Annotated in this window: 19 protein-coding genes and 1 tRNA gene; 5 read left to right on the top strand and 15 right to left on the bottom strand. The window is 47.3% G+C overall.

Going from position 1 to position 25,055, the window contains the following annotated elements:
- Window positions 1-17: 17 nt before the first annotated feature.
- Complete coding sequence (locus tag LL912_RS08790) at window positions 18-833, top strand: metallophosphoesterase family protein (protein WP_235553210.1); 816 nt, start codon at window positions 18-20, stop codon at window positions 831-833.
- Here the strand turns inward: LL912_RS08790 and LL912_RS08785 are convergent.
- The 3 genes from LL912_RS08785 to LL912_RS08775 all read right to left on the bottom strand — a co-directional run bounded on the left by LL912_RS08785 (window position 828) and on the right by LL912_RS08775 (window position 3,418).
- Entirely contained in the window at window positions 828-1,739 is a 912-nt protein-coding gene (locus tag LL912_RS08785; RefSeq protein ID WP_235553209.1) for a hypothetical protein, read from the bottom strand. The two genes, LL912_RS08790 and LL912_RS08785, sit on opposite strands and share 6 nt — an antisense overlap.
- 110 nt (window positions 1,740-1,849) lie before the next feature.
- Entirely contained in the window at window positions 1,850-3,256 is a 1,407-nt protein-coding gene (gene tig, locus LL912_RS08780; protein ID WP_235553208.1) for a trigger factor, read from the bottom strand.
- Between the two features lie 80 nt (window positions 3,257-3,336).
- A tRNA-Leu gene (locus LL912_RS08775) sits at window positions 3,337-3,418 on the bottom strand.
- A gap of 604 nt (window positions 3,419-4,022) precedes the next feature.
- Here LL912_RS08775 and LL912_RS08770 point away from each other — a divergent pair.
- The 4 genes from LL912_RS08770 to LL912_RS08755 all read left to right on the top strand — a co-directional run bounded on the left by LL912_RS08770 (window position 4,023) and on the right by LL912_RS08755 (window position 9,820).
- Window positions 4,023-6,275, top strand: coding sequence for a RelA/SpoT family protein (locus LL912_RS08770; RefSeq protein WP_235553207.1), 2,253 nt, complete (start codon window positions 4,023-4,025; stop codon window positions 6,273-6,275).
- 437 nt (window positions 6,276-6,712) lie between these two features.
- A complete protein-coding gene (locus tag LL912_RS08765; protein ID WP_235553206.1) occupies window positions 6,713-7,975 on the top strand; it encodes an adenylosuccinate synthase in 1,263 nt (420 codons plus the stop codon).
- A gap of 85 nt (window positions 7,976-8,060) precedes the next feature.
- Entirely contained in the window at window positions 8,061-8,483 is a 423-nt protein-coding gene (locus tag LL912_RS08760) for a hypothetical protein (RefSeq protein ID WP_235553205.1), read from the top strand.
- Between the two features lie 83 nt (window positions 8,484-8,566).
- Window positions 8,567-9,820, top strand: coding sequence for an anthranilate synthase component I family protein (locus LL912_RS08755; RefSeq protein ID WP_235553204.1), 1,254 nt, complete (start codon window positions 8,567-8,569; stop codon window positions 9,818-9,820).
- A gap of 4 nt (window positions 9,821-9,824) precedes the next feature.
- On the opposite strand, the gene LL912_RS08750 is transcribed toward LL912_RS08755, so the two are convergent.
- The 12 genes from LL912_RS08750 to LL912_RS08695 form a co-directional block, all read right to left on the bottom strand.
- Entirely contained in the window at window positions 9,825-10,547 is a 723-nt protein-coding gene (locus LL912_RS08750; RefSeq protein ID WP_235553203.1) for a LytR/AlgR family response regulator transcription factor, read from the bottom strand.
- Window positions 10,544-11,554 carry a sensor histidine kinase gene (locus tag LL912_RS08745; protein WP_235553202.1) on the bottom strand — a complete coding sequence of 337 codons (1,011 nt, stop codon included), beginning with the start codon at window positions 11,552-11,554 and terminating at the stop codon, window positions 10,544-10,546. Before LL912_RS08745 ends, LL912_RS08750 begins: the two co-directional genes overlap by 4 nt.
- A gap of 369 nt (window positions 11,555-11,923) precedes the next feature.
- Complete coding sequence (locus LL912_RS08740) at window positions 11,924-14,524, bottom strand: TonB-dependent receptor (protein WP_235553201.1); 2,601 nt, start codon at window positions 14,522-14,524, stop codon at window positions 11,924-11,926.
- Window positions 14,525-14,642: 118 nt separating this feature from the next.
- A complete protein-coding gene (locus tag LL912_RS08735; RefSeq protein ID WP_235553200.1) occupies window positions 14,643-14,909 on the bottom strand; it encodes a hypothetical protein in 267 nt (88 codons plus the stop codon).
- 181 nt (window positions 14,910-15,090) lie between these two features.
- Entirely contained in the window at window positions 15,091-16,209 is a 1,119-nt protein-coding gene (locus tag LL912_RS08730; RefSeq protein ID WP_235553199.1) for a hypothetical protein, read from the bottom strand.
- Window positions 16,206-16,835 (bottom strand): ABC transporter ATP-binding protein, encoded by a 630-nt coding sequence (locus tag LL912_RS08725; RefSeq protein ID WP_235553198.1) that lies wholly within the window; start codon window positions 16,833-16,835, stop codon window positions 16,206-16,208. The genes LL912_RS08730 and LL912_RS08725 overlap by 4 nt, the downstream gene beginning before the upstream one ends.
- 190 nt (window positions 16,836-17,025) lie before the next feature.
- A complete protein-coding gene (locus LL912_RS08720) occupies window positions 17,026-19,863 on the bottom strand; it encodes a M16 family metallopeptidase (protein WP_235553197.1) in 2,838 nt (945 codons plus the stop codon).
- A gap of 343 nt (window positions 19,864-20,206) precedes the next feature.
- Window positions 20,207-21,250, bottom strand: a complete 1,044-nt coding sequence (locus LL912_RS08715; protein WP_235553196.1) for a lytic transglycosylase domain-containing protein — start codon at window positions 21,248-21,250, stop codon at window positions 20,207-20,209.
- Between the two features lie 74 nt (window positions 21,251-21,324).
- Window positions 21,325-22,749 carry an Asp-tRNA(Asn)/Glu-tRNA(Gln) amidotransferase subunit GatA gene (gene gatA, locus LL912_RS08710; RefSeq protein WP_235553195.1) on the bottom strand — a complete coding sequence of 475 codons (1,425 nt, stop codon included), beginning with the start codon at window positions 22,747-22,749 and terminating at the stop codon, window positions 21,325-21,327.
- 45 nt (window positions 22,750-22,794) lie between these two features.
- Window positions 22,795-23,019, bottom strand: a complete 225-nt coding sequence (locus LL912_RS08705; RefSeq protein WP_235553194.1) for a Sec-independent protein translocase subunit TatA/TatB — start codon at window positions 23,017-23,019, stop codon at window positions 22,795-22,797.
- Between the two features lie 270 nt (window positions 23,020-23,289).
- Window positions 23,290-23,673 carry a 50S ribosomal protein L19 gene (rplS, locus tag LL912_RS08700; RefSeq protein ID WP_235553193.1) on the bottom strand — a complete coding sequence of 128 codons (384 nt, stop codon included), beginning with the start codon at window positions 23,671-23,673 and terminating at the stop codon, window positions 23,290-23,292.
- Between the two features lie 101 nt (window positions 23,674-23,774).
- Window positions 23,775-25,007 carry a multidrug effflux MFS transporter gene (locus tag LL912_RS08695; RefSeq protein WP_235553192.1) on the bottom strand — a complete coding sequence of 411 codons (1,233 nt, stop codon included), beginning with the start codon at window positions 25,005-25,007 and terminating at the stop codon, window positions 23,775-23,777.
- Window positions 25,008-25,055 lie beyond the last annotated feature (48 nt).

Raw genomic sequence — 25,055 nt, 5'->3', positions numbered from 1 at the left:
AATAAATAATCCCAGTCATGAAGCGCAAAGAATTTTTAAGAATTGCAACGCCGGCCTTTTTGCTGCTGGCAAATGGAAATATTGTAAAGGCCGGAGCGCAGGTGAACGAGTTGCTAAAGAAGAAAAAACGGGTGCGGTTTGCCATTGCATCCGATATTCATTACGGGCAGCCAGGTACGGATTACGACCGCCTGCTCAAAAATGCCATTACGCGGATCAACGAAGCGCATGCCAAAACGCCTTTTGATTTCTGTATGCTGAATGGGGATATAGTGCACAATGATCCGGTATATTACCCCGCTGCTAAGGCGCTGATTGAGCAATTGAAGATGAACTATTACGTAACGCCCGGAAACCACGATATGGTAACGCCGGAGCATTGGCAGCGCATCTGGAACCGGCCGGTGAACTATGATTTTGTGGTGAATGGCACGGTGTTCCTTGCGGGAACCACCTCCGATGAAAAGGGGAAGTATATTTGCCCGGACCTGAAATGGATGGAGGGTAAACTCGAACAGCATAAAAAGGCAAAGAATCTTTTCGTGATCGTGCACATCAACCCGGCGAAGCTGACCACCCATGGCATCGATTGTCCCGAGTTCCTGGCATTACTGAAACGGTATAAAAATGTAAGGGCGGTTTTTAACGGGCATGATCATGATGAGGACGGCATTAAAAAAAAGCTGGATATCCCCTTTGTTTTTGATGCTCATGTGGGTGGTAACTGGGGCACCCCATACCAGGGATTCCGGGTAGTGGAATTGCTGGAAGATGGCAGTGTGCTTACGTACATTATGAATCCGGATGCACAAATAAACCGTGCGGTTTTATAATGCGGTTCTGTCTGCTTTTGACATCCAGGGAAGGATATATACATCAATAATATGCTGACCTGCCATCTTTGCCCGGAAGTCGGCTTCGGAAATAAGCAGGCTGGTAAACTGCAACCGGGTTTGATCTGCCAGGTAAATGGTAAAACAGGCGAAGTCTGTAAGCGGACTCTTGCTGTTCCTGCGGATGTGCCAGATATCTATGGACATGATCTCCTGCTTTTTGTATAGAGTAAGTTGGTTTCCCGTGCCAAAAAGGAAATGTGGCTTTCCTTTGGAAAGGATCAGTGTTTTGCCTTTGTCGGTTTGGTAATGATTCCATATGAACAAAAGATTCATTCCAACAACGAGAAAGAATAGCACCAGGAAGATAATAAGTTGCATCCAGGTTGCGTTGCCCGCAGGATGGATATATATCATGAGCGGTACCAGCATAAGGGATAATACGAGATTGAAGCCGCTGCTTTGTATCAGGTAGTGCCGAAGCCTGTTTTTGCCGGCCTTATAAACAAAGTCGTTTGTAACAAAATGAATCCGCTTTGCTTTATGCCAGGTATGTTCCCGCTTTAATCCGTCAGGGGGAACTCCCGGGTTGTTGTAATATGCGCTGATGAATGGAAAGCTGTCTTCAGGGTTTGTCAGGCTCTTAACGAATAGCTGGTGAACAGCATTATAGTAGTACAGGATGTATTTGCCATTGTAGTACAAAGCAAGCTTTAAATAGCTTCCATCATCGTCCTGTATGGTAACGGACGGCGTTGTAAAATCAACAACAAGTTGCTCCCGCTGTTGCTGCCAGGGAAAATTACGGATCAGTTCAAAAACTGCTTCGCAGGTGTGTGGAGTCATGTCTGTAAATTCTCCTGGCTCATAGTTCTTGTATTGCAGTTTACACCTGAATGCAGTCATACAACCCAAAAATAGATCAAACACTTCAAAAGACGCCGTTTTGCGCTGTCTTATGGCGAACAATAAAAAACCGCCCCGGAGGGCGGTTCTGATCTTTCGATCTATTTCGATTAATGGTGGTGATGCTGGTGCTCACTTACCATTTTAGAAAAGTCCTCAACAGAGATGGAAGTTGCTTTGGGTTTTACCTTGGTTTCGGCCCATTCAAACACCTTTTGCGACTGCAGCCGGTTATAAGCATCCTCCACGTATTTCCGGTCTTTCATCATCCGCTCTACATAATCATTCACCCAGGGCTGGTCATCGGTCATGCCCATCGCGCCGCCCATGTACTGGAACAGCTGTTGTTTGGCAAAGTTCCGGATCTCATCGGGGCCCACCTGGATGCCGTTGTCTGCTACGATCTTTTCGGTGATCAGGGTCCATTTCAGCTGGTTCAGGAAAGAAGGCATTTCTGCTTCGATCTGCTCCGGCGTTTTGGCTGGCTGCGGGTTTTCGCCTTCCTGGGGTTGGTTGTTTTGGGTGATGAGCCAGTTTTTCAGGAAGGATTCCGGGAACTCTATTTTAGTATCATCTACCAGTTTATGGAACAGCTGATCGTGGATCTGGTTCCGGCTTTGAGCCGCCCAGTAGTTATAGATCTCGTCTTTTATTTTTGCTTTAAAATCTTCCTCAGTTTTTACATCGCCTGCAGGATAGAGCTGGTTGAAGAACTCTTCGTTCAGTTCCTTTTTCTCCAGCAACCCAACTTTGGTGATTTCAAGCGTAAAGGTTTTTTCTTTAGTAGCGGCTTCGTCTTTGTTCAGCCCCAGGTCCTGTGCAATAAATTCCAGTTCTTTTTCTTCAAAAGCCTCGCCCAGGGTGATGTTGATGCGGTCGCCGGCTTTTTTGCCAATCAGCGCTGTTCTTACTGCCGGTGCAAAATATTTTACCAGCAGGGAGTTGTCCTTCTTAATACCATCCTCAATGGCGTTACCATCCGCACCAATTTCAGTAAAGGTTACATTCACCACGTTGTCATCTTCCTCAACGGCATCTTTATCCGTCATATTACCATAGCGGTTTTGCAGACGTTCGATTTCTTCTTTTACCATTTCATCGGTAATATCGATGTTATAACCGGTGATATCCAGTTTGGCCAGATCCAGCATTTTAAAGTCGGGTTTCAAACCGATCTCAAAATGAAAATCATAATCCCCAGGATTGCTCACGTCCAGTTTCGACATGTCATTTTCCAAAGGAAGGGGTTGGGCGAAAATGTCAACCTTGTTGGTATCCAGGTAGCCCAGAATTTCTTTATCAATTGCGCGCAGCACTTCGTCCATAAACAGGGAAGGGCCGTACATCTTTTTTATCAAACCGGCGGGAACTTTTCCGGGACGGAAGCCGGGAATATTGGCTTTTTTGCTATACTCCTTTAAAGACTTTTCAAACCCGGGCAAATAATCCGTTTTTTCCAGCTTTACGCTGAGCTTTTCATGAAGAGGGCCAATTTTTTCTTGTGTAATTGTCGCCATTTGTATTGTTTAATGCTTAAAGGTTCAATGTTTAAGGTTATTCATTTTAACTTTAAACATTAAACCTCAAACCTGTGAAGTCCGGATGAAGGGACTCGAACCCCCACACCTTGCGGCATCAGATCCTAAGTCTGACGTGTCTACCAATTCCACCACATCCGGATAAGAACTCTATTTCGGGCTGCAAATGTAGTATATTCTGCTATAAAAAAACACTGTTTGCGGAAAAAATACAGGGAACAATGGAGCCGCAGCAATGCTTATTGGCTCAAAAAAGTCTTGCATTTGCGTTCAGGAGCATAAATATCGCCGCGGATGCACAGATTTTAGACTTTTAACATTGAAGCGCCTCAAAATGACTAGAACGTTCATATGGTTCGCGCAGGAAAAATGGTTGCTGCATGCTTTTTATAACAGCGTAAAATAGCTTGCCGGCACTATGCGGTATACGCCCCGGCGCAAATTTTTCAATGAGATCCAACCGGAACCAGCGAATCTGCCGCTATGAAGACGGGTTGACAGACGTTGGTCAGGAGTTCCGGCCGCGATGTCATTCAATCATAAATGCGATCAAAAAATAATATAATAAAATTCAGGTGTGTAACTGGCTGCCGCTTAAAAGGAGCAACGTTACTATAGCCGGCGACTCCTCAATTTTTGTTGTTTATGCCGATGTGACGCTGCGCAGCAGAATTTCTGTAATTTTAACCGGAGGATTGAATCGTTATCAAAGAAATAAACGGAAGAGGAGTGTGTCCATTATCACATGAAAACTGTAGAGCAAAAACCTAAATATAGTCTGAACGAGGAGCAGGAAAAAAAGCTGATTTTAAGGGAATACCGGTCGCTGTTGCGCGCGCTGAAGGACAAGATCAAGCCGGGTGACAAAGATATTCTCCGGAGGGCTTTTGAAATGGCCGCCGATGCGCACAGCAGTATGCGGCGGAAAAGCGGGGAACCGTATATCCTGCATCCGATCGCTGTAGCCAAAATATGCATTGAGGAAATCGGTCTGGGGGTACGGTCAACTGTGTGCGCCCTGCTGCATGATACCGTAGAGGATACTGATATCACCCTGCAGGATATAGAACGGGAGTTTGGATCCGAAATTGCACGGATCGTGGACGGGCTTACAAAAATCTCCAATGTTATTGACTCTTCTGCTTCCCAGCAGGCAGAGAATTTTAAAAAGATTCTCCTAACGCTTACAGACGATCCCCGGGTGATCCTGATTAAGCTGGCCGACCGCCTGAACAATATGCGCACACTGGACAGCATGAAGCGGGAAAAGCAGTTGAAAATCGCTTCCGAAACGGTTTATATCTTTGCTCCCCTGGCCCATCGTATGGGCCTGTACAGTATCAAAACGGAACTGGAAGACCTGGCGATGAAATACCTGGAGCCGGATACCTATAAGGAAATTGCAAAAAAACTGGCAGAAACCAAACGCGACCGCACCCGTTATATCAATGAGTTTATAAAGCCCATAAAGGAGAAGCTGGAGAAAAATAAGTTCGACTTTGAGATCTACGGCCGCCCGAAGAACATCCATTCCATCTGGAATAAGATGAAGAAAAAGGGTATCACTTTTGAAGAAGTATACGATCTCTTTGCCATCCGCATCATCCTGAACTCACCGCCGGAACGGGAAAAAGAAGACTGCTGGAAAGTGTATTCCCTCATCACGGATGAATATACGCCTTCGATAGAGCGCCTGCGCGACTGGGTAAGCAACCCCAAATCCAACGGGTATGAAGCCCTGCATACTACTGTGATGGGACCAAGAGGAAAATGGGTGGAAGTGCAGATCCGGACAAAACGCATGAACGAGATTGCGGAAAAAGGGCTGGCCGCTCACTGGAAATACAAAGAGGGAAGCGCCAATGAAAACCGCTTTGATAAATGGTTCCAGCAGATCCGGGAAGTATTGTACAACCAGGATGCAGACAGCGTGGATTTCCTGCAGGATTTCAAAATGAGCTTCCTTACCGAGGAAATTTACATTTATACACCTAAAGGAGATATTAAAATGCTGCCGGTGGGCAGTACCGCACTGGATTTTGCGTTTGCCATTCATACCGCCATCGGCGCCAAAACCATCGGTGCAAAGGTTAATCATAAACTGGTTCCCATCAGTTATAAACTGCGTAGTGGCGACCAGGTGGAGATCATCACCAGCAATAAACAAACGCCTTCAGAAGACTGGCTTTCGTTTGTGATGACCGCCAAGGCCAAGGCTAAGGTAAAAGAGGCCCTGAAGGAGGAGAAGAAAAAAGTAGCCGATGAGGGCCGCTATACCATCCAGCGTAAACTGGAAGGAATGGGCGTTTCCATGCAGCAGGCCAACCTGGACGAGTTGGTACAGTTTTATAAGCTGCATTCGAACCTGGAGCTGTTTTACCAGGTGGCCATCAAAAATATCGATCTCCGGGAGCTGAAAGAATTTAAGGTGATCGGCGACCGGATCGAGTACCCGCGGCCGGTGAAGATTGTGCAGGAGCATAAGATCGAAAGCCATACACCGGCGCAGAGCAATAATAAACAGGATACCGAGCTGATTATTTTCGGAGAAAGCAGCGACAAGATCATGTATCACCTGGCCAATTGCTGCAAGCCGATACCGGGGGATGATGTATTCGGGTTTATCACTACCGGGAAGGGACTGGCCATCCACCGTACCAATTGTCCCAATGCACCAAAACTGCTGGCCAATTACGGCCACCGCATTGTAAAAACCAAGTGGGCGAAGAACAAAGAGATTTCTTTCCTTACGGGCGTGCGCATTATTGGTATGGATGATGTGGGTGTGGTAAGCAAGATCACCGGCCTGATCTCTGCCGAACTGAAAATAAATATAGCAGCATTGACCATTGAGGCCTCCGAAGGATTATTTGAAGGAAACATAAAAGTATACGTGCACGATAAAGAAGAGCTGGATGAACTGGTAAACCGGCTGAAGGATCTGAGCGGGATCGAGTCGGTAGAACGGTACGACACCGAAGATCTGCCGGGGAAGTGAGGAAGTTTAGGTTTAAGTTTAAAGTTTCAGAAGGTATTACGAAGCAGGAACGGTCCCTTCATCCCCACATTTTCACATTCGCACATTTTTCAAATTTTCAATATTTTACATTTCCGCAGGGAAGTTTCCAGGCGCGCCCGCTGTTCGGCGATCAGTCGTTAGTGATCGGTAATCAATTGATGATACCGGGATTTGAAATTTATCTATTGGATCGTTGAACCTTGCGACCTTCCGGGAAGGTATTACGAAGCAGGAACGGCCCCTTCATTCCCAGATTTCCACATTCACACATTTTCACATTTTCAAATTCAGAGCAGAAACAGCACCTCCATTCTACATTTAATATTTGACCATTCAATATTTTTTTTTCCCTGCAGGCGTTTCGCGTGCAAACCTCTATTTTTGCAGCTTTAAGAATCGTTAATAAAAAGTTCATAATGATAGATGTTATTTTGGGTCTGCAATGGGGCGACGAAGGCAAAGGCAAAATTGTAGACTTTTTCGCGAAAGACTATGACGTGGTAGCACGTTTTCAGGGCGGACCCAACGCTGGTCATACCCTTTACCGGAACGGAGAAAAGCTGGTACTGCGCCAGATCCCTTCGGGAATCTTCAATGAAGGGAAGATCAACCTCATCGGCAACGGGGTGGTGCTGGATCCCATTTCTTTGGAAAAAGAATGCGAACAGCTGACCAAATTTGAAGGCGACCTGAAAAAAAATCTCTATGTGGCGGAACGGACCAACCTGATCATTCCCACGCACCGGGCATTGGATAAAGCATCGGAACTGGCCAAGGGAAACAGCAAGATCGGATCTACGTTAAAAGGGATCAGTCCGGCCTATATGGACAAAACCGGTCGTAATGCCTTACGTGTGGGAGATATCCTGAATCCCGACTTTAAAAATATGTACGAGGCATTGAAGGAAAAGCATTATGTGATCCTGAATTCCTACGGGTTCGACGAAGATATCAGCCAGGATGAAGCCGATTTCTTTAAAGCTATAGAGTTCCTGAAAACACTGAATATTGTTAATGGTGAATACTTTATCAATAAATTGCTGAAAGAAGGGAAAAAGGTACTGGCCGAAGGCGCTCAGGGCAGCATGCTGGACGTAGATTTCGGAACCTTCCCGTTTGTGACATCTTCCAATACCATTTCCGCCGGTGTGTGTAGCGGACTGGGTGTGGCACCGCAGCATATTAAAGAAGTGATCGGTATCACCAAAGCCTATTGTACACGCGTAGGAAGCGGGCCCTTCCCGTCTGAACTGGATAATGAAGACGGACAACGCCTGCGGGATATAGGTAAAGAATACGGAGCCGTTACCGGCCGGCCAAGACGCTGTGGCTGGATCGACCTGGTGGCCCTGAATTTTGCCTGCATGATCAACGGGGTTACGCAACTGGTAATGACCAAGGCGGATGTGCTGGATCATTTTGAAAAACTGGAGGTTTGCAGCGCTTATTCCCTGAACGGTAAAGAGATCCGGGAAGTACCCCTGCGGCTGGACCTGGCGCCTTATCAGCCCGTATTTGAGGCTTTTGAAGGATGGCATACCGATATTTCCCAGGCAACTGCTTACGATACCTTGCCGGAGAAAATGCAGCGCTATATCCGCTTTATTGACAACTACCTGGGAGTGCCTGTAAAGTATATTTCCAACGGGCCCGAACGCGAGCAACTGATCAAAATTTAATTCAAAAAAAATCAGTTTAAAAAATTTGGAGAATTAAAAACTTCGATTAAAATTTACATTTTCATTTATCAGATTTTATTAGGTTATGGCAAAATCAAATAAGTCAGCTGGAACAGACAAGAAGACAAATGCGGGAAACGCACCTGCGGAAAAGGCATCTTCCAAATCGAAGAAAAAAGAAGAGGAACTGGAAGATGATGATGACCTTTACGAGGAGGATGATGAAACCCCTGTAAAAGGAAAAAAAGGCAAGGCGACCAAGGATGATGACGATGATGAGGACGATTTTGATGAGGACGATGAGTGGGACAAAGTAGATGAAGACGAAGATTGGGATAAGGATTTTGAAGAATTTGACATTCCGAAATCGAAATCAAAATCAGGGGGTGTTGGTAAAGGAAAAAAATCGTATGATGAAGACGAGGATGATTTTAAGCCGGACGAAGAGTTTGATGACCTGTTCGGTAACAACGATGATGATTTTGATGACGACGATGATTTCAGATAGAAATCGAACAGGACCGTTTTTAATAAGAGACATTGGATAGTGAACGAACAGCAGGCCAAAGTTTTCCGTTAAGTGACGGTGTCTTGATAAAGCAAAAGGTGTTAAACTGGTTAAGACAGTTTAACACCTTTTGCTTTCTGGACTCCTGTGGTTTTTCCGGGGAGCGCTTTGTGTTTTTAGCCGGTGCCGGCGTAAAGCGCAGGGTGGTGCTTGCGGGAACAGGAGGCCTTAATGCTTTTGCAGATTTTTCGGAAAAGAGCGGTGCCTGGCTAATGGGGCACTGGAATTATGAGCTGCCAACCGGCGAGGGGGGTGGTTATCCGGGGCAAATTGACGCCGTTGGGTTTCCCGATGGGTTTTTCTTTGAGCCGGAATGGGTCCTTTATGTAAAAGAAGACCGGCTTTATATTGAAGGGGAAGATTCGGAGCGTTTGTATAACGAATTGCTGCAGGAACCGCTTGTGCCGGCTTTGCCTTTGCAGTTGCAGCAGCCCGTGCGCAGCCGGGTTAGCAAAGAAACTTACCTCGAAACGATCCGGCAATTGCAGGCCCATATCCACCGCGGCGATTGTTATGAAATCAATTACTGTATGGAGTTTTTTTCAGAGGCTGCCCGAATGGATCCTTTTGATGTATATACTCAACTAACGGGAAGCTCACCCAATCCGTTTTCGGGGCTTTACCGGGTGGATGATTATTGGCTGATCTGTGCAAGTCCCGAACGGTTTTTAAAAAAGACCGGCAGCCGGCTGATCAGTCAGCCGATAAAAGGCACCCTTTTGCGGAAGGGAACAGATGCTGAAAGTTTGCGTGCAGAGCAACAACAGCTGGCAAACAGCGGTAAAGACCGCGCAGAAAATGTAATGGTGGTGGACCTGGTACGGAATGATCTGTCGCGCATCTGCCGCGAGGGGTCGGTTCAGGTAGATGAGTTATTCGGCATCTACAGTTTTGCGCAGGTACACCAGATGATTTCAACCGTATCGGGGATCCTGGAGGAATCGGTCACCCTAACCGATATTTTAAAGGCCGCATTCCCGATGGGGTCTATGACCGGCGCTCCGAAGATGCGCGTTATGCAACTGATCCGTCAATATGAAAAAACAGCACGCGGGATTTTTTCAGGGGCGTTGGGCTATATACAGCCTGGTGGTGATTTTGATTTCAATGTGGTGATCCGTAGTTTAATGTATAATGCGCAATCGCACTATCTTTCTTACAAGGTTGGATCGGGGATCACGATTTATAGCGATCCGGAAGCGGAATGGGAAGAGTGCCTGTTAAAGGCAAAAGCCATTGAAGCCGTGCTGAAGGGTGCGCATGAGGAGGAGGCATAGCTTGTTATTGGGGACTTTCGATTTTTTTTACAGCCTGCAGGAACGGTTCTTTATAGGACTCGCTTATGGGGATCTCCACCTGGTCGATGCAAACCAGATCGCGCTTGATAACCGTAATTTTTGAAAGGGCTACCAGGTAGGATTTGTGGGTGCGCGCAAAGGCCCCTTGGGGCAGTTTTTCTTCCATTGCTTTCATCGTCATTCTTGTAAGAACCGGTTTGCGGGCAGCGGATAGATGGATTTTTATGTAGTCTTTCAATCCTTCAATATAGCAGATATCTGCGATCGCTATTTTAACAAGCGTGTATTCAACATTTACAAAAAGATACTGGGCCTGGGGTTCCGATCCTGTGTTTTTTATTTTTTTAAGTTGAAACAATTCCTGTGCGCGGTTGCAGGCTTTCAGGATCCGTTCAAACGAGAACGGTTTTAAAATATAATCCACAACATTAAGCTCAAACCCCTGCAGAGCATATTGTTCATAAGCGGTGACCATGATGATCATCGGTGGCTGCTCCAGTGTGTTCAGGAACTGGATGCCGCTGATCCCGGGCATCTGGACGTCCATAAACAGCAGATCGATCGGTTCTGTTTGCAGGTACTGTGCAAGCTCCAGCGCATTCTTACAGCTGCGTACCACTTTTATAAAGGGGATCTGTGCCAGGCTGTCTTCCAGCAATTCCCGTATTAATGGTTCATCGTCCACAATTACAGAACGGATCGTCATAATTCAAGTTTTAAATGCACATGAAAGGTGTCATCATTATGGTTGACCTGCAGCTCATGTTTTTGAGGATATAACAAGTTGAGCCTGGAAACCACATTTGTGAAACCGACGCCCGAGCTTTCAGGGCCGGTGTCATTTTTTTGAGCGGCAATGGCGTTTTGTACGTCAAAATGCAAGATGCCGTTAGCGATGGTCAGCCGGATGCTGATCCTGGCCCGTTCCCCCTGTACGGCTCCATGTTTAAAAGCGTTTTCAACAAAAGGAATTAACAGCATGGGCTCGATCTGGTATTCCTCTGCAACCGGTTCGAGGTGTTCCTCAATCAGCAGCTCGTTTCCAAACCGCATTCGTTGAAGAGAAAGATAACTTTTCAAGTGGCCGGTTTCCTTCGACAGCGCTACTTTTTTACCCTGCGTGTCATAAACCATATAACGCATGAACTCAGACAAGGTGATGAGCGCGGGTTCCAGCTGGTCAGACCGTCTGCGGGCCAGGGCTACAAGGTTGGTCATTACATTAAACAAAAAGTGCGGACTGATCTGTGAACGGAGAAATTTTAATTCGGTCATCAGCATGCTTGCCTCCTTTTCCCTTTGCAGCTTTTCAAAATGGATCCGATCGATCACTTTCCGGTAAACCAGGCTGATCAGAAATATACCCACTGACGGCGCAAAGGCAAAACGGTAAATGGCGTGATTTGCGAGTAACCAGGGGTAGCCTGTTTTGAGTACGGTATATTTGACCATAAACGACAACACAAGCAATGCGGCTGCTGCGGGTATATAAATCCACCAACGCTTGCGATTCAGGAACTGCGGGGCAAGATAGTAGGCATTGATATAAAAAATAAACATATGGATGATGCCGAACAACGTGAAGACCACACCCGGCAGCAGCCCGATTTTATACTGGTCTGCAGCAGATCCGATGAAATACGGAAGCAATAACAGTGCACCCCATATCAGCAGGTGAAAGATTCCGTTTATGTATTGTTTTTGTATGCGCATCGTTTTACAATGACTGAGCATGAGCGCTGACCCTGTTTTACCAATTAAAGCTACACTTTTTGACAGATTTCACGGCTGCCTGTTTGCGACGCTCGGATAGTGGTGCTGTAGCTCTTTCGGCCGGACGCCGGGCAGTACCATTCGGGTGAGGAAATCCGCCGCGTCAACTAAAAATGACGGATACATGCTGTTGAAAAAATCTTCTGCGGATGCGGTATTTTGCCCGGAACCGCCAGATCAGATAATACAGGTGCCAGCTGCGGGTTTGTAATATACCATGTTTCATCGTTGTTCTGTTTCAGGTGGGTGGAACATTGCATTTCCTGAGGCCATCATCCGGATGGTGTACGCGCTTGTGCGCCTGCTGTTTTACAGGTCCTGTATGGTGCCTTCATTTTGTGCTTTCATGTTTTTCCTTTTAAAAACAGCAGGGTCCGTCTTGCCAAACCGGTAGCTGAGATTTAAACGGAAGAGCTGTGGGTTATTGAGCCGGTTGGAGTATTGTGTAAATCCGGGGCCCTCAGCGTAAACCATTGATCTGCGGCTCCGGAAAAGGTCGCTGACGCTGATACTTACCGATGCGGCGTTGTTTTTAAGAAAGGCTTTTTTGATGGCCATATCAATCCCATAGAACGCCTTTATATAGCCCTGTGCGGCTGTTTGTGCCTGAGAAGGCGGCCCGAAACCCTCATTGGTGTTTACCGGAAGGTTGGTCTTTCCCTGGTAATCTGCTGCCAGCTGGATCGTAAACCCGGCCGGCAGGTTAAAATTGTGATTCATTTTTGCAAACAGGCTCCACAAACGGGTTTGAGGCATCGGGTTGCGATCGGTGCTGCGGATGCCCGACCGGTAAAGATTGATATTGGTGGTAAGCTCCCACCATGTTTGAAGGGTGTTTACCGATGTCAGTTCTGCTCCGTACCGTTCGCCGGCACCGGTATTGACAAAGGTGCTGATCAATGTAGCTTTCCCTGTTAACGGGTTTTCTCCCGCAATCAGGTACCGGGCGATAAGATGACTGATGTACTTATAATATACAGATGCCAGTACCGTGTTCTTTTCATTGACCTTTTTGATATAGGAGAGTTCCGTACTCGTTATGAATTCGGGGGTCAACCCCGGGTTGCCCCGGGTGATATTTAGCTCGTCGGTATAATCTGTATAAGGAGTCAGCTGGTAAAACGAAGGCCGGTTGATCTTTCGTGTAGCGCTGAACTGCAACTGCTGCTCTTTTTTCAGGTTCATATTTAAGAACAGGGAGGGAAAAAGACTGATGGGGTATTCGGTCTTAAATACATCTCCGGTATGGGTTTGCGCTCCCGTGAGTTTTGAACTTTCTGCTCTTAGTCCAAGCTGGTAATGTAGTTGCTGATTAAGCTGTCCGGATGCATTTGCATAGGCGGCATATACGGTGTTGTGTGTCTTAAAGAGGGTTGTTGCGGCATCAATTTTTTCAAAATCCCCGGGAGGGATCCGGATGAAATTTTCGTTGTCGTTGGTGATGGGGTTGAGTTGCATCCGTATACCGGTTTCCAGTTTAAAACCGGCGGATACCGGATTTATATAATCGGTTTGTGCAACCAGCAATTTTACCCGGGCCTTCATGTTGTTTTTTTGTTGCAACAGTTCCCATGTAGAAGGATGCGGGTAGGTATCGATAAAACCGGTACCGTCTACGTTTCTTGTAGAATAGGTGATGTCTGCGGTCCATTCCCGACCGGGCCGGGGAAAATTATGCTTGGCACTTAACTGGAAACTGGATCCGGTGATTTTCCGGTTACCGCTGGCATAACGGCTACCGGTAAAACTTTTAATGCCGGTGTCAAACAGGGTATCCACGCGTATATCAATCGTTTCGGCGGGTTTAAATTGCCCATAGGTTTGGGTGGCGGTAAAAGACAGTGTGGTGCGATTGGTAATGAAGTAGTCAATGCCCAGTTTCCCAAATGTAAAACCTCCTGTTGTTTTATTGAGATTCGTTTGGGACACTGAAAGTGCTGTATCTGCCCGGGTCATTCGCTGTGTGCTTCCGGTTGTCCGGTTCCGGATCTGGTTGGTAAAGGCCGAGAGGCTGAAGTTAAACTTTCCGGTTTTGACATTAAAGTTGCCTCCGGCATTGAAGCCGCCCCTGCTGTCTGCGCCGGCGCTCAGCATGCCGTTATACCCGGTGGCTTTATTTTTTTTAAGTACAAGGTTGATAATGCCCGCATGGCCACCGGAGGCATCGTATTTTGCAGAAGGGTTGGTTATTACCTCAACCTGTTCTATTTCCGATGCAGGCACCTGGTCCGGAAGGAGTGCGGAAGGCCGCCCGTTCAGATAGATCTGCGGGGTGGCATTGCGTACCCGCACATTGCCATCCACATCAACCTGTACGGATGGTACGTTGCGCAGTACTTCCACAGCCGTGCCGCCGGCTGCCGTAATATTCCGGCTCACCTGGAATACTTTTTTGTCGGTATCCAATTTGAGCAAGGGAGCCGCCGAAGTTACGGTTACAGTTTGCAGGTTCTTCACTTCTTTAAACAGTTTTATATTTCCGATATCTTTATCAAACGGGTTGATAAAGCCCTGTGCACCACCATTATTTTTTTGTGGGGGAGCTGCTGCTGACCGCATGCCTGTAGGGCCTTTGGGTATAAAGGAAAACGGTTGCTTGAAGGTTTTATAGCCAATCGCGGTAATGAGCAGCTGCATGGCGCCTCCGGCAGGCAGGTTTTCTAAACTGAACTCGCCGTTTGCCTTGCTCACCGTGGCTTTTATCAGCCGTTCCGGGCGGCGGTTCCGGGCAGAATCGGGCTGCAGGGTCATCAGCATTACAGACGCATGGGCCAGGCCCGCATCGTTTTCATCTGTTACCTTCCCGTATAGGTGGCCGCTGGCGGGAATAGATCCGGGTCTTGTATTGTTTTGAGCGAATGCAGCGGAACTAAACTCAAAAAAGAATATCAGTAGTAAAAAATATTTCATGGTATGGGTTGTTTGAAGATGGTGAAAACGGCCCTTGCTTTAAGGGGTATTTAAAGAGCAGGAGCATATTGGTGCCTATTGACACAGGGATTCCTGTAAGGGGGGAAAGAGGCTCCCGTTAAGGAGCCTTGTTGCTTTTGTATTGGATAGAGTCTGCCTGCTGATGGCTCCAGCATTGTTGATCGCTGAAACGCGAGTAGCCCTGCCGGAACCGGAAAATAAAAATATGCGAGGCAATAAAGCCTGCCAGCAGGAGTACTGCTGCTATTTTAGTAAGACGGGCCAGTGTTTTGTTGCTGGCAAAGGATCCGAAAATATAACCAAGGATCAGTACAAAGCAGGCGATCAGAAGTACGCGGCTGATGATAAAAAATGTAATGAACATAACTTTTGTTTTAATCGTGGATAAAGGCTGCCGGAATGTTGAACGGTGCCGGCAGCATTGCAAAACAAAAGTAGACCGGCGGTAAGCGGGTTGGGGCGCAACGTAGACCAACGCGGCAATTGTTGCGACAAAACAGGGCCGGGGCATCCACTTTACGATGCCGGCCCGACTAAGGGAGGACTCAGGATGCCGTTATTTCCGATTGGTAATAGCGGGTCATAAAAAGAACAATAGCGCAGGAGAGAAACAGGAGGCTGATTGCCGCGATACTGCTGAGCATAAGGATAAAATACCCGGAGAAAAACAACAGTAATAAGATGGTTACCAGGTGTTTCAGGGTCATTTTCCTTACAAAGCTGATACTCAGCAGCAGCAGCATGGTGGAAAAGGCATAGCATCCAAAGGAAACAGCAGTACGGCCGCTGATGTACCGGGTTGACAGAAATACCAGCAGCAGCATTTCCGGAAGCACCAGCACAAAGCAATATATCGCATAAGCGATCAACCAGCTTGCAACAGGTACCGGAAGCCCCCTGTAAAAAGAAAGGTACTGATCCTCGTACCGGCGAAGCCGGTTTATAAAAACGCCGTTGGCGAGGATGCCAAAACTAAAAAGCAGAAAAGCGAGTTGCAGATCGTCGGGCGCCAGCTGGTTGTTTACAGTTGTGAAATATAAAACAGTACAGGTATACAGCTTGATGCCCAGCCAGGCAAGTTTCTGTGTTTGCTGGGCCGAGCGGATGAGTATGCCCGAATAAAAAAGAACAGGGTTACGCACAGGACCTGCCAGTGTCATGTTAAGCACTGCTCTTTCGGGATGGTTCAATACATATACGTGCCAGGCCGGAAGCAGGATGCAGCAACCGGCCAGCAACGCCGTTACAATTATTGTTGCGGTCAGGCGGTGTAGGTAAATTCCTTCTGTGATCACCAACACCAGGTAAAAGATCAATGGTAGCAGCAGGATGAAATCGGTAAGGGCAAAGAGTGTGTACAGCCTTCGCCGGGGCAGGCTCCGGAGCACAGAGAGGAACCGGTAAGGGGGCTGTTGCAGCAGCTGCGTTATAAATACGGCGCATTTGCGCGCATAAAGGGCCCATAGCAGCAACGCTGCCGCCAGGAAAGAAGGAATGCTCAATAAGGCTTTGATCAGTCCGTAATGATATTTAAAAAGCCCGGCACCGTCCACCGTTCCCACCACAAAAAAGAACATGGTAAAAATAAACACAAAGGTGCCCGCATTTTCCCGGTAGAAGGGTTTTACAAAAGATTGATGACATATGCGGAAGAAGGGGCTCAACAGCGAACTGTTTTATTGTCAACAACGAGTTCCTTGCAGCAAGGCAACAAATCCGGGCCCGGATCCTGGTGCGAACTCAGGATAATGGAGCGTCCCTGCTGGTGATGCTCCAGCAGCAATTGTGCCAGCTGGTTACAGGCCTGCGCATCCAGTGTGATAAAGGGCTCATCCAGCAATACCAGGTTGAGTTCAGAGGCCCCTGTAAAGGCCAGGATCAGCGATAGTTTTTTGAGCATGCCTGCAGAATACGTTGCTATGGGGTTATGGATATAAGATGTTGCACCAAACCGGCGCACCAATGCAGCGCTCTCTTCCGGAGACGATTCACGGATCTTTTGATAAAGTGCTATTAACTCGTTACCGGTTAAAAAGCCCGGGTACAGCGGCTCAGCTTCCGCCCAGCTGATGCGTTGCCGGTAACGGAGCGGTGCCGTTTTTTGTGAGATCCCATCAACCGCAATGAATCCGTCAAAGGGGATCAATGCCGCTGCCATTTTCAAAAAAGTTGTTTTGCCGGAGCCATTTTCTCCTTTTAACCAGTAGATGCCCTGAGGCAACTGCAGGGACGGAATGTTGAGGATCAACTGATAGTTGTACCGCTTGGTAAGCGATGTGATCTCCAGCATGCTGTGGTGATTTAATGGAGCCTAAGATAAAACATTGCCATTTCACGTTTTGTTAATGAGGATATAAAAACGGCAGGAAATGCATGATCGGGATGCGGGGAACGGCTGGAATATGTGCATTTGATGGGCTGTAGCCATGTTGATTCCACTTCCTGCCATTCCCGGCGCCTCCGTCAAAACCGGTATACAACTATTTCTGAACAGGATTGCCTTCCTTGTCTAAAAGCACTACCTGGAATTGCGCTTTGGTCCGGTCGCTCAATAAGGCTTGGTCGCCCACCAGCAGGATGACCAGGTTGGGCAGGCCGGCGAGTTTTGATTTTGCAAGGCGGTTCAGTTCTTTCAGTTTGAAGTTCTTTAAAATGGCCGTTTGTTTTGCAGCGATGTCATTGGGAAGGTTATACTCCAGGATGTCGCTCAGATAGTAGGCCTTCTGATAACCGGTTTCATATTTACGGGCTTCGCTTTGCAATTTGGCGCTCTTGGTAAAATTCAGTTCCTCTTGTGTGGCGCCCTGATCCCTGTAGGAGCTAATGATGCGGAGCACATCGTGCAATGCGCTATCAGTAGCGGCAGCCTTGATACCGGAATAGAAGGTATAGGCGCCGGTGTACTTGCTTCCGCTGAAATAGGAGCCGGCACCATAGGTCCAGCCTTTGTCCTCTCTCAGGTAAAGATTGAGCCGGCTGTTAAACACACCACCCAGCGGGTAGTTCATGATACCCGATTTATAATAGTCGCCCATACCGTCAAACTTCATACCGGTGCGGTTTCCGATCCGGAATTCCGTTTGGGCCGACTTCGGAAAATCAACCATGTAAAGAACGGGTTTGCCGCCTGCAGCCGGTTGGGGCTTAAAGCTGGGCAGCTGCCCGATTGCCGGCGCTGTTTTAGGAAGCTTTGCCAGGAAAGCGGTTTTGTTTTGGATCTCCTGTTGGGTAAGGTCGCCGATGACAACCACTTCCGCGTCCCCGGAGGTGAAGCACCGTGTATAGAAATTTTCAACGTCGGCCAATGTAATGCCGGCAAGTGTCTGATCAGTACCGGAGAAATTCCTGCCAAAGGCCGTGTTGCCATAAAGCAATTTGTTATAAACAGAAGTAGCTACGCTTGCCGGCCGGGTAAGGTTGTTCTTATAACCTTCCATATACTGGTTTTTGATCCGGGTAAATGCTGCTTCGGTAAATTTCGGTTGCAGGATACGTTCTTCCAGGAGCGCCAGCGTTTTGTTGAGGTTCTTTTCAAGACTGCGTACTACAATATTGGTGGCATCTATGGCGGGGCTTACGGAAATGCTGCTGCCCAGCAGATCCAGCGCTTTGCTGAAGTCTTCTGCCGAACGGGTTTTGGTATCTTCATTCATCATGGCAGCGAATAAGGCTGCCAGACCACTTTTTTCGGCGGGCTCGGCCAGTTTTCCACCTTTAATGCCAATCATGATATTTACAACGGGTATTTCTTTAAGCGGACTTCCGATATACTGGATGCCGTTCTTTTGCGCTTTCCAGAATTCAGGAGCCGCCACCGCGAGGTCGTTTCCTGCGGGAGGCATTATACTGCGATCAAAATGGTCTTTGGCCTTATTGTAGGTAAGCCCTGCGTAACCATAATCAGGAGCCGTATAGTCGCTTTTATCGATTTCATATTTAGAATCCCCGGCAATATTAGCAGGGGCGTCCTTTGTAGCTACGCTCAGCCGTACGGCGCCTTTTCCTTTGATGTATTTATGATAAGCGTTCATAACGGCTTCGGGTGTAATGGAGCGATAATTTTCCAGGTACTTGGTAATGAAGTTGGCGTTGCCGGTAAACGTGTAAAACGCAGCGAGGCGCGACACTTTTCCGCTCACGGATTCCAGCCCGTAAATCGTTTGAGATTCAATTCCGGCTTTGAATTTATCAATATCCGCCTGGGTAACGCCCCTTTGTTCAAAATCTAAAAATACCTGCTTCACGGCCTCGTCCATATCCTTCAGTGATTTGCCTTTTGCGGGGGTAAGGCTGATGGTGAATTCGCTCGCCAGTTCTGCGCCCATATTGTAGGCACTGGCGCTTAAGGCCTGCTGGGTTTTAACCAGTTTCTGATAGAGCAGCGAATTATTTCCCTGTCCGATAATTTCAGCCAGGCAGTCGAGTGCGGCCTCTTCTTTCGTATACATTTCCGGAGCCGGGTATACGATCTGCAGGCGGGGTAATTTGGCATATTGATCCACCATGGTCACATACCGGTCCTTGTCCAGGGAGGGTACCATCGGTCCCATGTTCTTTACAGCCGGTCCGGCAGGAATGCTGCCAAAATATTGCTCCACCATCTTTACCACGTCGGCGGTTTGCACATCTCCTCCAACCGTCAATACCGCATTGTTCGGGCCATACCAGCGCAAAAAGAAATTTTTCAGATCGGTTACGTTCCCCCGGTTCAGGTCATCGATATAGCCGATGGTAAGCCAGGAATAGGGGTGGCCATAGGGGTAGAGGTTCTTGCTGGAGTTTTCAAAAACAAGGCCGTAAGGCTGGTTGTCATAGTTCTGGCCTCTTTCATTTTTAACCGTGGCACGTTGTACCTCAAATTTTTGCTGGGTGACCGCATCCAGCAAAAAGCCCATCCGGTCGGCTTCCAGCCACAACATTTTTTCCAGCTGGTTCTTGGGAACGGTTTCAAAATAATTGGTCCGGTCGCGGTTGGTAGTCCCGTTGAGGGTGCCGCCGGCTTCGGTGATGATTTTAAAGTGCTGTTCATCGGCCACATGATCCGATCCCTGGAACATCATATGTTCAAAGAAATGCGCAAAACCCGATTTGCCGATCTCTTCCCTTGCCGAGCCCACATGATAAGTCACGTCTACATGCACCAGCGGATCACTGTGGTCTTCATGAACAATCAATGTAAGTCCGTTGGGCAGTTGATAGCGGCTGTAGGGGATCACTACGTCCTGGTCACTGGCGGCTACCTTTTCCATTAAACGGGCCTGGGAAAAACCAAACGGGGTGCAACATATGGTTGCCAGGAATAGAAACAGTTGTTTCATAAGCATGAATTTAATTTTTGAATATTGGTCCCAGACATCAGTCTTGATAACAGGAGGCAGGTTTCACAGGCACCTGTTTAAGGATCCGTTTTTAAAATTAACTAAGTTCTGTGGTAAAACAAAATACCCGGGGGCTGCTTAAATAAAAGAGGCTGTCTCAAAAGTCTGTCATTTCGAGCGTCATGTAGTGAAGCCGGGAAATCTCCCATACATCATTTCCAGGCAATGAGATTTCTCCTCCTGATAGCAATCGGGATTGCTTGGCTTCAGTCGAAATGACGGTTTCGGACTTTTGAGACAGCTTCAAATATCATGTCTCGAATCTCAAATCTCAATTCGAATCTCAATTCCTGTATTCCGGATTAATCAGCATCTGAATGGATTCATTCAGCATTTCATTCTTTTTTTCAAGGAAGAGGTTTACCTTATCCTCCGGAAGCTTTAACTGGTAAGTGCTATTGGAGGCCAAAACCTTATCCAGGCTCGGGTTTAGCTTATTAAAATCAGCAAGGGACATCTCCAGATATTTGGCGATAGCAGTAGCATTATAGCGTCCGCTGATGGTTTGTACCTTTACATTTTGCTGGGTAACCTCATCCTTTACGGTTTTCATCATGGCCAGTGCCTGGTCTCTCGAAACGGTGGTTACGCCGCCCTGACCTTCCATAATGTAGTGGGTGGCAATAAATTTCTTTACATGATTCCTGCTTTCGGCCGGCAGGTAATATTGCAGGTCCCAGAAATCATTGCTGCCGGCTTTATTAATGGCTGAGTTTACACGGCCCGGACCGCAGTTATAGGCAGCCACTACCAGTAACCAGTCTTTGTAGATATTAAAGAGATAATTCAGGTATTTGCTGGCGGCCCTGGTGCTTTTCAGGTAATCGGTGCGTTCATCACGGCCGCGGGAAACATTCAGGCCCAGCCCACGTGCGGTTTCCGGCATAAACTGCCAGGGGCCCACGGCGCCGGCCCAGGAAACCAGGTTGGCGCGTAAATGCGACTCAATTACCGCCAGGTATTTTAATTCTTTAGGGATCCCGCTTTGCGACAATACATCGTCCATCATATCAAAATACGGACGCGCCCAGGTCTTCAGCTCATTCAGCTCTCTTGCATTGCGGTCGATATAATCTTTCACAAAACTGATAGCCTTGGGATTGAGGTGTTCCGTTTTAATGCCTTTAAAGCTGGTTGCTTTGAGCTCGGTATTTTCAAAAAGATCTTTAAATCCGGCTTTGGGATCGGCTTTTACCAGCTGCTCAACCGGTGCTGCCGGTACTGCTGCTGTTTCTTTTACCGGGCTCAACTGGGCATGTGCCGATGTGAAGGCACAAAGCGACATGATTGAGCTGCCTATAAAAACAGTTACCTTATTCCTGCTCATTATTTTTCTGTCGTGTTTTAATAATCGAAAGTTTATAAAAAACGCAGTCTGGAGTGTAAGCTTTAAAATAACGATTATGAAGCTAAATTATTGTTGCTAAAAGACAGCAAAGATAATTCATTAAAAGGTGCTGCCATTAACTGGACGCCAAAAGGCATCTGTTGGGTTGGATGGGTAAACAGTGGCAGCGAAATGGCCGGAACGCCGGCAAGATTAGCCATAACGGTGTAAATATCAGCAATATACATTGCAATCGGGTCCTTCGATTTTTCTCCAATCTTAAAGGCTACTGAAGGGGAGGTGGGTAAACAAATAAAGTCGAACTCCTTGAAAATCAGTTGTAAATTATTTGTTAAAATGCGCCGGACTTTTTGTGCCTGGGTGAAATAAGCATCGTAATAGCCGGAACTGAGTACAAAATTCCCCAGGAGGATTCTTCTTTTTACTTCTTTGCCAAATCCTTCTGATCGGTTTTTTTTATAAAAATCGTCCAGTTCGGTAAGATCGCTTCCTGTTGAGCGATGCCCGTACTTTACACCGTCGAACCGGGAGAGATTGGAAGATGCTTCAGCGGTAGTGAGCACATAATACGTAGGAACGATATAGTCCAGCAAATTAAAATGTACCGGAGCTACGATATGCCCTTCGGCCTCCCATTGCAGCAATCGTCCTTTTATAGCATTGCCGATCTCCGGGTCAAGGCTCTCGTGCTCGAGGGCTTCGGGGAAATAGGCAATTTTATACCGGCGGTCTTTTTCAAGCTGTTGGGAATAAGCAGGAACCGGCTTTTGGGAAACGGTGCTATCATAGTCGTCGACTCCGGCGATCACCTCCAGTATCAGTGCAGTGTCCGGGATGTTTTTGGCAAATACGCCGATCTGGTCAAAAGAAGAGGCATAGGCAATCAAACCGTAGCGTGATACCCGTCCGTAGGTAGGCTTCAGCCCGATGATACCACAAAAGTCGGCTGGTTGCCGTACCGAACCGCCCGTATCGCTTCCCAATGCTGCCATGCAGAGCCCGGCCTGTACGGCTACTGCCGAACCGCCCGAAGACCCGCCGGGGATACGGCTTTCGTCTGCTGCATTCAAAACCTTTCCATAAGCCGAATTTTCATTGGTGGAGCCCATCGCAAACTCATCACAGTTGACCCTTCCGATGATGATGGCACCTTCCGCCAGCAGCCGTTCTACCGCTGTAGCGGAGAATACAGAAGTGAATCCTTCCAGTATCCGGGATGCCGCCGTAACGGCGTGGCCCTTATGGCAGATCACATCCTTGATGGCTACCACAACTCCATGCAGTCTCCCCTGAGGAGCCGGCAGCAGATCCAGTTCGGATGCACGTTGCAGCGCCTCAGCGGCATACACTTCAACAAAGGCATTGAGGTGTTTGCTTTCTTCAATCTTCTTCAGGTAAGTTTCAACCGCAGCCTTACAGGTGGTTTCACCATTTTGCAGTTGCGTTTGGTACCGGGCAATAGAAATAAAGTCCTGCAAAAGAAAATCGCTTTTGTAGTCAGATAGAAAATATTAAAAAAGGTCTTATTCCTGGGGGGAAGTTCTTTTCGGCTCAGAAGAAATCGTATTGGCGCTCTCTTCGATCTCCCGCTTCACATTGTCTTTTGCGTCATTGAATTCGCGTACTCCTTTACCCAAACCTCTCATCAATTCAGGAATTTTACGGCCTCCGAATAACAACAGCACAATAACCATTATGATAATGATTTCGTTGGTTCCCAAAGCACCCAATAATTGAAAATTTGCCATGATCTGTAAAAATTAGTGTTCAAATATACGTTTTGTATCGTAATCTGAACGATTAAATATAAGATTGAAGATTACAAAGATTATTACGCCAAAAAAATACAATTGTTTTAAAAAGGACGGAATTATTTTGATATTTTTTATCGGAGGAGCGAATCCGGTGTAAACGGATAAAAAACAACAGCTTGCAGAAAAAGCGGTTTGGAAGGCCTGGAAAGCAGGCATAAAAAATCCCGCCAAGGCGGGATCCTGAATATTATATTGCGGTATTGCTTACGCTTTTTCAGCTTTCTTAACGTCAGCCACAGCCATACGCTTCTCGCGGATACGGGCGCTTTTACCAAAACGCTCTCTTTGATAGAACAGTTTTGCACGGCGCACCTGGCCTACTTTGTTTAAAACAATGGATTCAATGTTAGGAGAAGTGAAGGGGAACAGTCTTTCTACACCGATACCGTCAGAGATCTTCCGAACAGTAAAAGTTGCAGTGCTTCCTTTGCCCTGTTTTTTAATCACATCTCCTTTAAAAGACTGGATCCGCTCCTTGTTACCTTCAATAATTTTATAATTAACGGTAATATTGTCTCCGGCTTTAAAAGCGGGGAATGCCTTTTTGGGAGTCAGTTGTTCGTGTACAAAGTCTATAGCGCTGCTCATAACTCAAAATTTTTAGTCCCGATTTTAATTATCGGGATGCAAAGGTAGCAAGGAAATTAATATTTTCCAAAAAAAAGAGCAGATATTGCTTCGAAAGCTATTTACAGGCGCTTAAGCATATCAACTGTTTGTGATTCAATAGGTTCCCTTCGTTTCCGGATTGCCCGCCGGCCAAAAAGCAGGATACAGAGCGCTGTAAAGGCACAAAACGCCATGATTCCGCCCATCGGAACCGCCGTTTCGTTGTGAAATAAGCTCACCATTACTGTGCTGAAAGCCCCCACGGCCATCTGGATGCAACCCAGAAGGGCGGAAGCGCTTCCTGCGTTTTCATGAAAAGGAGCAATGGCCAGGGCAGAGGCATTGGGAAAAGTAAAGCCCTGGCAGGCCAGGAAGATACAACAGAGTACAATGCTGCTGTACAATCCCCACCAGTTCAGCGCAAACCCTGACAGCAGCAGGATCCCGGTAAGGGTTTGAAAGCTGATGGCCCGGGGAATGATGTATTCGCTGGAATATGTTCGCAGGATGCGGGCATTGATCTGGGTAGCCATTACCAGTCCAGCGGCTACAATCGTAAAGATCCAGCCATACACTTTTTCACTTACACCAAAGAGCTCCATAAATACATGGGGAGAACCTGCGATATACGCATAAAGCCCGGCGGCTGTAAACGATCCTGCAATGGCATAGGTAACAAACTGCCGCTCCCGGAACACCATTCCGAATTTTCCAAGAATAGACCTTGGATAAAGGGAGTAGTGGGGGTCGGGCTTTTTTGATTCGGGCAAAAGGAATACCACCATGCAGAGGATAACGGTGCCGATGATGCCCAGTACGATGAAAATGGCCTGCCATCCGAAGGCCGCGGCAAGGTATCCGCCTGCGGTTGGGGCTATAATGGGGGATACTCCTACTACCAGCATCAGCAGGGAGAATATTTTGGCGTTTTCGCTTACGTCGAAAAGATCCCTTACAATAGCCCGGGAGGCTACCATGCCCACACAGCCGCCGATGGCCTGAAAAAAACGCAGGGCAATCAGCATTTCGATAGAACCGACCATCGCACAGCCAAAGGACGTTAATATATATACGGCCATTCCAAAGTACAGGGGCTTTTTACGGCCGTATTTATCCAGAAGGGGGCCATAGAGCAGCTGGCCGATCGATATGCCAATGAAAAAACCGGAAAGCGTGAGTGAAACATTGCTTACATTGGTATGCAGGTCTTTTGCAATATCCGGGAAGCCGGGGAGGTACATATCAATAGAAAACGGACCGATAGCAGATAGCAAACCCAGTATCAGTAAACGAATAAACCTTTGCTCCTTCATAAATCAGGAGCAAAGGTACGGGTAAGGTTATGGAAAATGGCTGCTTAA

Source organism: Niabella agricola (assembly GCF_021538615.1).
Taxonomy (GTDB): Bacteria; Bacteroidota; Bacteroidia; order Chitinophagales; family Chitinophagaceae; genus Niabella; species Niabella agricola.
This window is presented reverse-complemented; position numbering and strand designations above follow the sequence as displayed.